An 11,409-nucleotide genomic window follows, 5' to 3' on the forward strand; every position below is an offset into this window, starting at 1 on the left:
TTCCCGGTCAGTAGACGGCGGCGATCGCTTCGCGGATCGCGCGCGCGAGGTCGGCGCGGCCGGCCGGTACGTACTCCGCCGTCAGTTCGCCGGCTTCGCCGGTCTTGGTGTGCACCAGGTAGCGGCCGTCGGCGGTGTCCAGCCAGCTCAGCGGTTCGCCCGCGAGCCGCTCGCCGCGCCGGCTCTGCGCGCTGACGGCGATGTGCCCGCCACCCAGCCGCGGCTCGGCCAGCACCCGCTCGAGCACCGCGACGTCGGAGGGCTTCGGCGCCGGCGGCCGGCGGCCCGGCCGCACCACGGCCTTGACCTCGATCATGCCGAAGGCGTCGGTCTCTTCCTCGTCGAACTCGGCGTCCGCGATCCGCTTCGCCGCCATGGCCGAGACCTCACGCCCGGCGGCGCGGTGCACGACGTGCTTGCCGGTGGTCGCGGCCGGGGCCGGGGGCAGCACGCCGGTGACGACCTCGACCAGCTCCTCGTCGGCGAACAGCGAGAACAGCAGATCGTCGGTGTCCGCGGCCTGGGTGATGCCGAGCGCCTGGGCGCCGTCGGTGACCACCAGCACGGCGACGTCGGCGCCGAGGCCGTCGATCCCGCTCACCGCAACCGAAACGCGCGGCGCGGCCAGCAGCTCGAACGCCGTCCGCACCCCGGGGTGCAGTTCGCCCGAAACCGAAAGCCGTCGCTCCTCGAGCGCGTCGTAGACCTGGCGCGCGACCCGCACGAACCGCACCGGGTCGGCCGGGAGGTTGCCCGCGCGCAGCGGGTAGCGCCGCACGTCACCGCCGGTGGCTTGGCCCACGACGAGGGCTTCGACGACCTCGAGGACGAACTCGAACCTGTCCGCCATTTCCCCTCGCTGTGTTCTTTCGTCAAACCCTCAAGCAACTTTCCTGCCAAAGGCTATCAGTGCCCGGGGACCCCGCGTCGGCGCCGCCACGCGGATGCCCGAAAGACCACGATCACCGGCCTGTGCGGGCAAAGCGCGGTCGGTGACGAGATCACCCGATGCGGTTCTGGTGCACCCGCAGCTGCAGGGTGACGAGATCGAGAATCGGCACGGCAATGCCCAGCTCACGGGCACGCGCGGTGAGATCGCCGAAGATCTGGTCCCCCTCGACCGGGTGACCGCCGAGCAGGTCACGGTAGAGCGAAGATCCCCCCATCGCGGGGTCGGTGACGGTCTTGCGGGTGCCCGCGAGCTCGGCTGCGGGCACCGGGTACCCGGCAGCCTCGGCGACGGCGGCCGCTTCGGCCACGACGGCTTCGGCGAACGCCGTGCCGCCGGGGACGGCGACGACCTCGCCGATCGTCGCGCGCATCAGGCTGTTCACCGCGCCGATCGCGGCGATGAACACCCACTTCGCCCACATGGACTCGGTGATCCGCTCGTCCAGGGCGGCGCCGAACCCGGCGTTCTTCATGGCTTCGTCGACGTCACGCAGCTTTTCGGGCGCGGGATCCGTGCGAGCACCGTAGGCCAGGCTCTGCAGCGGGCCGAGCCGCCGGATGGCGCCGTCGTCGTCGATCGTCGTCTGCACCTTGGCGACCCCGCCGAGCACGGCGTCCTTGCCGAACCGCGCGTCGAGGGCGTCGACGTGCGCGAGTCCGTTGAGGAACGGCAGGATCAGCGTGCCGGGGCCGACGGCGGGGGCGAAATCGTCGATGGCCGAGGTCAAGCCGGTCGCCTTGACGGCAACGAGAACCAGGTCGTAGGTCCGGTCGAGGGCGCCGGTTTCGACGAGCGGCGGCGCGAGGACGGTGTCTTCGCCGAGGCCGGTGATCCGCAAGCCGCGGTCCCGCAGCAGCTTCGCCCGGCCCGGCCGCACGAGGAAGGTGACGTCGCGGCCCGCTTGCAGCAGCCGCCCACCGAAGTAACCACCGGTCGCGCCGGCGCCCACCACCAGAATCTTCAAGTCGCTCACGACGTGACGCTACGCCTCCCGGGCCGCCGTCCCAGTCCCCGGACCACAGCATCTCCACAGCAATGCACAGCGAAACGACAGGTCGTTTCGCGAGCGCCGGGCGTTGACCAGGCATGGGAAGACGGATCCGGGCGCTGGTGGGCGCGGGGCTGGCGGCCGCCGCATTGACGACCGGGATGGTCGTCGTGGTCGACGGGCACCGGGCAACCCCGGCCGCCGCTCCTCCGGCTTCTTCCCCGGCTGCTTCTTCGGAGTCGCCCGACGACACGGCGGTCAGCCCGGTGGCGTCGACGTCCGAGGTCCCGTACCCGGACCTGTCGTCGGTGGCGGGCGAGGTGAGCGCCGCGGTGACGGCGGTGTCGCGCGGCACGAGTGTCGGATTCGTCCTGTACGACCGCGAATCGGGCAAGGAACTGGCCTCCCTCGACGCGGACCGCGAGTACTACACGGCATCGGTGGTCAAGCTCCTGATCGCGATCGACGAGGTCCGCTCGGACGGCGGCTGGGCGCTCCCCGACGCGGACGCGGTCGAGGACCTGACGGACATGCTGGAGGGCAGCAACGACGCGATCGCGTCGGAGTTCTGGGAGCAGAACGGCGGCACCGCGATCGTCACCCGGACGGCGGCGCTGATCGGGCTTACGCACACAACGCCGCCCGAGGACCCGACCCAGTGGGGAATGGCGAAGACGAGCGCGAACGACGTGGTGGCGACGTACGAGTACCTGCAGGACGCGATCCCGGACGACGTGGCGGCGCCGTTGCTGGCGGCGCTGGGCGATGCGCGGAACCCGGCGGATGACGGGTGGGATCAGTACTTCGGGATCCCGGACGGCCTGCCCGGGCGTTCGTGGCAGATCAAGCAGGGGTGGATGATCCTGCGGAACGCGCTGGTGCTGAACACGACCGGCGTGGTGGGCGGGCGGTACGTCGTGGTGCTGATGACGCAGCAGCCGCCGGTGAGCTCGGCCAAGGGGCGGGAGGCGGTCACGGCGGGGATCAAGACGCTGGGCCCGCTGCTCGACCGGCTCGACGCGACGTGAGCCGGGCCGCGGACCTCAACCGCGGGCCCCGGAAACGGAACGCGCCCGCTCGATGTCCGGCCCCCGGTACATCCGCTCGGGAATCCGGGCCAAGGTGGACGGGTGAACCTGCGGCCCCAGCCCGTAGAGCTTCTGGAAACTCATGATCAACGGCCGCCAGGCGTCGGGATCGATGTGGTCCGTCGTGCCCGGGACCAGGATGTCGTCGTGCACGAACACCCGCTGCACCCGGACCTCGATGGCCACGATCCCGCCACGCTGCCGGGGATCGTCGTCGGCAACGGGGTGCACCGCCTCGACAACGGCCTCCATCGCAACCGGGCACTCGGCAACCCGAGGCGGCGCAACGGTCTCGGAAGTGACCGGAGTCAATCCCGCACGCGAGAACTTGTCCGCGACGTGGAAGTACCCGCGAGAAGTCTTGCCCGCGGGAACCGGATCCGAACCCGTGGTCAACGCCAGCCGGTCGACGGCCGCGGCGAGCGCGTCGGAAGGCAGGTTCAGCACGCACTCCCGCGTGCGCAGCAGGTTCTGGGCCGTCTTGGAGCGGGCACCGAGCCCGAGCATCGCTCGCCAGCCGAGCCAGAAGGCCGAGGACATCGGGGCCAGGTTCGCCGAGCCGTCCTCGTTCGAACTGGAGATCAGGACGACCGGGGTGCCGAAGTACAGGATGCCGGGCTCGATGGCCGTGTGCGCAAGGGTTTCCGTCTTCACGCCTTCGATCCTGCCGCCGCCGCGGCCGGAAGACTCGCGGGAATCGGCCGTCGCGATCACCGGCGCCGCAGCGGGCGCCGGTGATCGCGACGACGGCTCAGCGGGTCAGCGCCCGCCGGGTCAGGACTCGCGCCAGGTGGCGGCGGTACTCGGCCGTCGCGTGGGGCTCGTCCGGGGGTGATGTTCCCTCCGCCGCCAGTTCGGCCGCTTCCGCAACCGACGCCCCCGATGCCAGGGCCGCCTCCGTCGCCGTAGCCCGCAGCGGGACTCCGCCCATGTTCACCAGGCCGACGCGGCCACCGGCGACCGCGACCCCCACCATCGCCCAGTCGATCGCGCGGCGGGTGAACTTCCGGAAGCCCCACTCCTGGCCGGTCTGCGCCGGCAGGCGGATCTCCGTCAGCAGCTCGTCCGGCTCCAGCGGCGTCGTGAACGGGCCGAGGAAGAACTCCGCCGCCGGGATGCGCCGCTCCCCCGCCGGGCCGCGGGCGACGAGCACCGCGTCCGACGCCAGCACCGCCGCGGGCAGGTCCGCCGCGGAGTCCGCGTGCACCAGCGACCCGCCGATCGTGCCGCGGTGGCGGACCTGGCGGTCGCCGACCTCGCCGGAGACGTGGGCCAGCAGCGGCGCGTGCTCGCGCAGCACCGGGTCCTGCGCGAGGTCGCTGTACCGCGACAATGCGCCGATCACGACCTCACCGCCGTCGAGCCGGACGTAGCGGAGCTCGTCGACCGGCCCGATGTCGATCAGGTACTCCGGCGCGGCCAGCCGCAGCTTCATCAGCGGCAGCAGGGAATGCCCGCCGGCCAGCACCTTCGCCTCGTCTCCCAGCGCCACGAGCCGGGCCAGCGCCTCGTCCACTGTGGACACGCGCTCGTAGCGGAACTCGGCGGGGATCACTCGCCCACCTCCTGTCCCGAAGCGTCGATCACGGCGCTCACGATGTTGTGGTACCCCGTGCAGCGGCACAGGTTCCCCTCGAGCCCGGCCCGCACCTCGTCGCGGGTCGGCTTCGGGTTGTCGGCCAGCAGCGACACCGACGCCATGATCATCCCCGGGGTGCAGAACCCGCACTGCAGCCCGTGCTGCTCGCGGAACGCCTGCTGCACGGGATGCAGTGAACCGTCCGAAGAGGACAGTCCCTCGACGGTCGTGACGGCGTGGCCGTCGGCCTGCGCGGCCAGCACCGTGCAGGACTTGACCGACTCGCCGTCGAGCAGCACCGTGCAGGCGCCGCAGGACGTCGTGTCGCAGCCGATGTTCGTTCCGGTGAACCCGGCGGTGTCGCGCAGGAAGTGCACCAGCAGCGTCCGGTCCGGCACCTCCTCGGCCACCGGCCGCCCGTTGACCTCGATCGAAACCTTCACCGCGCGTTCTCCTTGCTGGCTGCTTCCAGTGCGGCCCAGACCCGGATCGGGGTCGTGGGCATGTCCAGGTGCTTGACGCCGCGCCCGGCCAGCGCGTCCACCACGGCGTTGTGCACCGCGGGCGTCGAGCCGATCGTCGCCGCTTCGCCGATCCCCTTGACGCCCAGCAGGTTCCGGTCGGTCGGGGTGGCCATGTCGACCAGCTCGAAGTCCGGCAGCTCGGCGGCGGTGATGAACGAGTAGTCCGCCAGCGTCGCGGTCGTCGGGTTGCCGTCTTCGTCGTAGGTGACGACTTCCATGAGCGCCTGCGCCGCGCCCTGCCCGAGCCCGCCGTGGCGCTGGCCGCGGAAGGTGAGCGGGTTGACGATCGGGCCGGCGTCGTCGACGGCGACGATCCGGCGCAGCTCCACCTTGCCGGTCTCGGTGTCGACCTCGACGACGGCGAGGTGCGCGCCGAACGGGAACGTCGGCTTGCCACCGCCGAACCAGACGTCGGCGGTGAGCTTGCCCTCGGCGGCCGAGGCCACCTGCGCCCAGCTGAGCACCGAGCTCGACGGCGCGCCGCGGACCTGCCAGACGCCGCGCTCGGCGTCCAGCTCGAGGTCGTCGGCCGACGCCTCCAGCAGGTCGGCCGCCAGGTCGCGGGCCTGCGCGATCACCTCGTCGGCGGCCTGCCGGATCGCCGAGCCGCCCAGCTGCAGCGACCGGGAGCCGAACGTGCCGACCGCCTTCGGCACCTCGTCGGTGTCACCGTGGCGGACGGTGATCTTGTCCAGCGGCACGCCGAGCTGGTCGGACAGCAGCATCGCCAGCGACGTGCCGAGGCCCTGGCCGTGCGGGGAACTGCCGGTCCACGCGACGACCGAGCCGTCCGGGTGGACGTCGACGCGGCCGCTCTCGCCGCCGGAGTCACCACCGGTGATCTCGACGTACGCGGCGATCCCGAGGCCGAGCTCGATCGGGTCACCGGCGTCGCGCCGCCGTTTCTGCTCCGCGCGCAGTTCGGCGTAGCCGGCGGCTTCGAGCGCTTTGTCCAGGGCCGCCGCGTACTCGCCCGTGTCGTAGGACGCGCCCGTCGGCGTCGTGTACGGGAACTCCTCGGGCCGGATGAAGTTGACCCGGCGGACCTCGGCCGGGTCCACGCCGATCTCGCCGGCGAAGCGGTCCATCGCCCGCTCGAGCGCGGCCGTCGCCTCCGGGCGGCCCGCGCCGCGGTAGGCCGCGATCGGCGTCGTGTTCGTGACGACCGCGCGGCTGCGCGTCTCCACCTTCGGGAACCGGTACACGCCGACGGCCATCAGCTCGGTCAGCGTCGGCAGGAACAACGTCCGCGGGTACGCGCCGGCGTCCTGGATGACGTCGAGGCGGTACGCGAGGACGGTGCCGTCGCGCTTGCCGCCGACGGTCACGGTGTTCTGCTGCGCGCGGCCGTGCGTCATCGAGGTGAGGTTCTCGCTGCGCGACTCGACCCAGCGGACCGGACGGCCGATCTCCCGGGCGGCCCAGCCGAGGACGGTCGCCTCGGGGTCCGCACCGATCTTCGCGCCGAACCCGCCACCGACGTCCGGGGCGATGACGCGCACCTTCTCCTCGCCGACACCGAGGCTCATGGCCAGCTGCGTCCGGGCGATCTGGGCGTTCTGCGTGGAAAGCCAAACCGTCAGCCTGCCGTCCTCGCCCCACGCGCAGGACGCGCCCCGGACTTCCAGCGGCGCGGGCGCGACCCGCTGGTTGACGATGGTCGTCGTGACGACCACGTCGCAGTCCGCGAAGATCCCGTCGTCGAACTCCTGCGCACCGTTGACCTGCATGACGTTGCTGCCGGTCTCGGGGTACAGCAGCGTCTCGTCCGCCAGGGCCGCGTCGATGCTCGCGACGGCGCCGAGGGGGTCGTAGTCGATGTCGACCAGCTCGGCCGCGTCGGCCAGCTGGTAGCGCTCCTCGGTGAGGACGAGCGCGACGGGCTCGCCGACGTAGCGCACCACCTCACCGGCCAGCCACGGTTCCTTCACCGGCCCCGCGGCGTGCGGGTCGAGGCCGAGGTCGGCGGCGGTGAACACGCCGAGCACCCCCGGCGCCGCCTTCGCCTCGCTCACATCGATGCTTCCGATCCGCGCGTGCGCGACGGGACTGCGCACGAACACCGCATGCGCGGCGCCGGAAAGCGCTTCCTCCCGCAGATCGTCCACGTAGGTGCCGCCCGCGGTGATCAGGTTCCGATCCTCCTGGCGGACCACCCGGGTCCCGACAATGCTCATCTGGTCTCCTGCTCGCCGATACCCCGCCGATCATGCCCTGTTTTCAGGAGAACGCCAGTACCACGGCGAGTCCGAGGCCGGCGATGCCGATCCCGATGCGCAACGGCGTGGCGGGCAGGTGGCGCACGAGCGTCGAGCCCAGCCAGGCGCCGCCGAGGGAACCGAGGCAGACGGCGAGAGCGGCCACCCAGACGACCTTGCCGGTGACGGCGAAGACGATCGCGGCGAGCAGGTTCGCCGAGCCGGTGACCAGGTTCTTCGCGGCGTTCGTCCGGGCGAGCGGCTGGGTCCAGACGGACACGAGCAACGCGAGCATGAGCACGCCCGCGGCCGCGCCGAAGTAGCCGCCGTAGATGCCGATGAGGAAGGCGGCGACGCCGGTGGCCGGGCGCAGGCCGTGGTGCTCGGCGCCTTCGGCCAGCCGGCGCAGCCGCGGCCCGGCCATGAGGACGACCGAGGCGCCGCCGATCAGCCACGGGACGATCGCGGTGAAGGCGCCGGACGGGGTCAGCAGCAGGACCAGCCCGCCGCACGCGCCACCGACGGTGGTGATGACGCAGAGCGGGATCAGTTTCCGTCGTTGGCCGGCGAGCTCCGGCCGCGCGCCCGCGGCGCCACCGGCGGTGGTGCCGAGCATGGCGACGGTGTTGGTGATGTTGGCGGTGACCGGCGGGAGTCCCGCGGCGAGCAGGGCCGGGTAGGAGACGAGCGAGGCCAGCCCGGCGATGGACCCGGTCAGGCCGGCCCCGACCCCGGCCAGGACGAGCAGGAGGAAGACGCCGGGGTCCGTGATCACGTTGTCATCTCAACACGCCGAGTGCCGCGGGCCGCGGTGAGATTGCTCCCACCGGCGCCGGCGGTATAGGCCGTTATACGAATTACCCCGGCCTTGTCCGAAACCGGACGGGATCCGGCGCCGGGCTTGCCCCACCACCGCGGGCCGTCACAGAATCCGCGCTGACAAGGTTGTCATCGAGCGGAGACCGGACCATGGGTGAGTTGAACCGGCGGAAGGCCCTCGTGGGCGCGGGCGGCGTCGCGGCCCTCCTGGCTTCCGGACTGCTGCCGGGCGTCGCAGCGGCAGCGGTGCACGAGAACGCGGTGGGCCCGAAGCCCCAGGGTCCGCCGGATCCCGTGGCCGCCACCTACCTGCGGGTCCTGCTCCGGCACACCCGCTGGGCCGAGCAGCAGTTCGACGCCGCGGCCGGGATCTACCCCGCGAAGGACTTCACCTTCGCCGTCGTCCTCGGCAACGCGCTCCTGCTCACCCGCCCCGGCTACGACGAAACCGCGGCCGGCGTCAGCCAAGCGACGCTCAAGGCCCACACCCTCGCCACCATCGAGCACTTCGCCGCGTCGAACCTGCTCACCGGCGGCACCGAGTGGGGCCGGAAGCTGTTCTTCGACACCACCTTCCAGTCGTACTTCCTGCTCGCCGCCCGTCTCCTGTGGACGGACCTCGACGACGCCACGAAGCAGAACATCGAACGCATCACGACGGAACAAGCCGCCTACACCACCGCTCTCGGCGACAAGGACGACCCGACGTCCGGCGGCTGGACGCCGAACGGCCGGAAAGGCGGCTTCGTCGGCGACACCAAGCTCGAAGAGATGGGCGTCTACGCCCAGTCGCTCGCCCCGGCGCTCGCGTGGGCGCCGAACGACACCCGAGCCCAGGCCTGGCGCGACGCCTTCGGCACCTGGAGCCGCAACGAAGGCGGGCTGCCGGCCGCCGACCTGGCGAACCCGCGGCTCGTCGACGGCGTCCCGGTCAGCGCCAACACCGCCACCAACCTCTACGACACCTTCCTCGTCGAGAACCACGGCTCGTTCGGCCCGCACTACCAGGAAGAACTGTGGCGCACCTCCGGCCGCAACGCGATGCACTTCCTCGCGGCCGGCACGCCGCTGCCCGAAGTCCTCACCGCCCAGCCGAACGGCGAGCTCCTCTGGCGCACCATGCTGCTGATGACCAGCGACGCCGGCGAGCCGCTGATGCCGATGGTCGCCGACCGCGAGCACCTCTACGGCCGCGACGTCATCCCGCTCGCCTTCCGCGCCCAGGTGCTCGGCGACCGCCACGCCGCCCGCGCCGAAGCCGACCTCGCCGCGCGGCTCGAGCCGTACCAGGCCTACGCGCCGGCCGACCGGATCACGAAGTTCTCCGGCGAACCGAAGTACGAGCCGGAAGCGCGCGCCGAACTCGCCATCAGCTACCTGCTCCACGAGTGGCGCACGAGCCACGGCGGCCCGGTCACCCCCGCGAGCACGACGGAGTTCGACGCCCACGCCGCCGGGGTCGCCGACTTCGGGGCCGCACCCGGCCTGCTGGCCCACCGCTCCCCCGCGGCGTGGGCCGCGACGGTGACCAAGCCGGGCTTCGTCAAGTTCGCCTGGCAGCCGCACCACGACGACTGGCTGTTCGTGCTCGGCGGCGCCAACCCGATGCTGCTGCCCGCGACCAACGTCGTCGTCAAGGAACGGCACGCGACGACCTACGAGAAGGTCCGCGACGGCTTCGACGGCACGGTCGGTGTCCTGCGCTTCGACGCCGGGTACGCCGCCCTCGCCACCCTCCCGACCGGTGCCGCGGTCTACGCGAGCACCGGCGTCGCCGAGAGCGAAGGCGTCCTGAACGTCTACAACCTCACCATGCCCGGTGTGCCCGGCCTCGACGGCGACCGCACCTACACCGCCGCCGAAGGCAAGGTGACGCTCGAGGCGCAGGCCGCACCCACCGGCGCCCGGACCGACGACCTGACGTTCGCCCCGGTCACCGCCCGGCACGTCCGGATGCTCGGCGTCCAGCCGGATCCGACGTACGGCTATTCGCTCTGGGCCCTGGAAGTCCGCGACGGCGACGGCCCGGACCTGGCGCGACCCGGAACCGCAACGGCGTCCTCGGCAAGCGCGGGCAAGGAGGCCAAGTACGCCAACGACGGCGACCCGGCCACCCGCTGGGCAGTGTCCACATCGGACCGCCCACGCGCCGACAGCTGGCTCGCGATCAACCTCGGCACGCCGCAGACCATCGACCGCGTCCGGCTGAGCTGGGAGGCGGCGGCCGGGCGCAAGTACCGCATCGAGACCTCGCCCGACGGCGCGACCTGGACGGCCGTGGCGACCTACCCGGTGCCCGCGCTGCGCAGCACGAAGGGCTGGCTGGACGTCGACGGCCGGGCCGGGATCGTCGTCGACGGCCCGAACCCGGTGACGGTCACCGGCGACCGCGTCACGCTCTCCGACGGCCCCGCCGCTCCCCTGCTCGCCGAGCTGTATCCCGGCTCGTCGAACGCCTCGAAACTGGCCGCCCGCACCCGCGCCACCACCGGCACACCGGCGGTCCGCGCGACCGTCACCGACGGTTTCCTCGTGCTGCTCAACCTTTCCGGCGCCGCGGCGAGCGGCACGGCCACCCTTCCCCAGGACGGCGGCACGTACCGGCTGTACCGCGGCGAGCAGACCGTCACGAGGACCGGCACCGAACTCTCCTACGCGCTGGGCGCGGCGGAAGGCCGCGTCGAACCCCCGCGGTTCACGGTGCGGGGACCGGCCGGGCTGAAGGCGGTCGTGCGCGACGCGAGCCGGGTCGACATCACCATGCCGTCCGGGTTCCTCCCGGTCCTCGTCACCGTGACGCCGGACGGCGGCCGGCCGCGGCCGGTGGTGCTGCCGCCGCGCCGGACCGTGCCGGTCGTGTTCGGCGACGTCCGCCCGTACCCCCTGGCCGACGTCGCGCTCGGCCGGACCACGTTCCCGGCGGCGCCGCTGCCGCCCGGGATGTCGAGCCCCGCGGCGGCCGTCGACGACGACCCGGCGACGGCGTGGCGACCCGGCCCGGACGGCCGGATGGTCGTGGATCTCGGGGCGGTGACGGCGGTTTCCGCGGTCGAGCTGGCCTGGACACCCGGCCACCGTCCCCCGGCGACCGTCGAGACCAGCACCGACGGCGTCACCTACCGGACGGCGGGCAGCGGGCCGGCCCGGTACGTGGCGGTCCGGACGGGCTGGCGGTCCGGCGACGCGAGCCTCGCCCGGATTTCTGTCCGGACTTGATCGATCTCGCACCACTCGCGGCGGGCCCCGGGGCGAGTACCTTGG

Annotated in this window: 9 protein-coding genes; 2 read left to right on the plus strand and 7 right to left on the minus strand. The window is 72.5% G+C overall.

The genetic code is table 11. The features are described 5' to 3' along the window. Positions 1–7 precede the first annotated feature (7 nt). Entirely contained in the window at positions 8–850 is an 843-nt protein-coding gene (locus QSK39_RS17080) for an ESX secretion-associated protein EspG (RefSeq protein ID WP_285478725.1), read from the minus strand. 151 nt (positions 851–1,001) lie between these two features. Then, positions 1,002–1,925, minus strand: a complete 924-nt coding sequence (locus QSK39_RS17085) for a 2-dehydropantoate 2-reductase (protein WP_285478726.1) — start codon at positions 1,923–1,925, stop codon at positions 1,002–1,004. A 113-nt stretch (positions 1,926–2,038) separates the two neighbouring features. Here QSK39_RS17085 and QSK39_RS17090 point away from each other — a divergent pair, with 113 nt between their 5' ends. Further along, positions 2,039–2,968: a hypothetical protein gene (locus tag QSK39_RS17090; RefSeq protein WP_285478727.1), complete on the plus strand. Its 930-nt coding sequence runs from the start codon at positions 2,039–2,041 to the stop codon at positions 2,966–2,968. Positions 2,969–2,983: 15 nt separating this feature from the next. Here QSK39_RS17090 and QSK39_RS17095 read toward each other — a convergent pair whose 3' ends face one another. The 5 genes from QSK39_RS17095 to QSK39_RS17115 all read right to left on the minus strand — a co-directional run bounded on the left by QSK39_RS17095 (position 2,984) and on the right by QSK39_RS17115 (position 8,104). Then, positions 2,984–3,682 (minus strand): flavin reductase family protein, encoded by a 699-nt coding sequence (locus QSK39_RS17095; RefSeq protein WP_285478728.1) that lies wholly within the window; start codon positions 3,680–3,682, stop codon positions 2,984–2,986. Between the two features lie 97 nt (positions 3,683–3,779). Further along, complete coding sequence (locus tag QSK39_RS17100; RefSeq protein ID WP_285478729.1) at positions 3,780–4,583, minus strand: FAD binding domain-containing protein; 804 nt, start codon at positions 4,581–4,583, stop codon at positions 3,780–3,782. Beyond that, positions 4,580–5,050: a (2Fe-2S)-binding protein gene (locus QSK39_RS17105; protein ID WP_285478730.1), complete on the minus strand. Its 471-nt coding sequence runs from the start codon at positions 5,048–5,050 to the stop codon at positions 4,580–4,582. The genes QSK39_RS17100 and QSK39_RS17105 overlap by 4 nt, the downstream gene beginning before the upstream one ends. Beyond that, on the minus strand, positions 5,047–7,308 hold the full coding sequence (locus QSK39_RS17110) for a xanthine dehydrogenase family protein molybdopterin-binding subunit (protein WP_285478731.1): 2,262 nt from the start codon (positions 7,306–7,308) through the stop codon (positions 5,047–5,049). Before QSK39_RS17110 ends, QSK39_RS17105 begins: the two co-directional genes overlap by 4 nt. A 43-nt stretch (positions 7,309–7,351) precedes the next feature. Then, complete coding sequence (locus QSK39_RS17115) at positions 7,352–8,104, minus strand: sulfite exporter TauE/SafE family protein (RefSeq protein WP_285478732.1); 753 nt, start codon at positions 8,102–8,104, stop codon at positions 7,352–7,354. Between the two features lie 194 nt (positions 8,105–8,298). Between QSK39_RS17115 and QSK39_RS17120 the strand changes: the two genes are divergently transcribed. Continuing rightward, a complete protein-coding gene (locus tag QSK39_RS17120) occupies positions 8,299–11,364 on the plus strand; it encodes a discoidin domain-containing protein (RefSeq protein WP_285478733.1) in 3,066 nt (1,021 codons plus the stop codon). Positions 11,365–11,409: the final 45 nt, after the last annotated feature.

It is taken from the genome of Amycolatopsis sp. NBRC 101858 (genome assembly GCF_030269325.1).
Classification (GTDB): Bacteria; Actinomycetota; Actinomycetes; order Mycobacteriales; family Pseudonocardiaceae; genus Amycolatopsis; species Amycolatopsis ponsaeliensis.

What these genes read in the sequence shown, in the direction of transcription:
- QSK39_RS17110 (WP_285478731.1), bottom strand. Translation starts at nt 7,308, where the DNA reads ATGAGCATTGTCGGGACCCGGGTGGTCCGCCAGGAGGATCGGAACCTG.
- QSK39_RS17080 (WP_285478725.1), bottom strand. Translation starts at nt 850, where the DNA reads ATGGCGGACAGGTTCGAGTTCGTCCTCGAGGTCGTCGAAGCCCTCGTC.
- QSK39_RS17090 (WP_285478727.1), top strand. Translation starts at nt 2,039, where the DNA reads ATGGGAAGACGGATCCGGGCGCTGGTGGGCGCGGGGCTGGCGGCCGCC.
- QSK39_RS17120 (WP_285478733.1), top strand. Translation starts at nt 8,299, where the DNA reads ATGGGTGAGTTGAACCGGCGGAAGGCCCTCGTGGGCGCGGGCGGCGTC.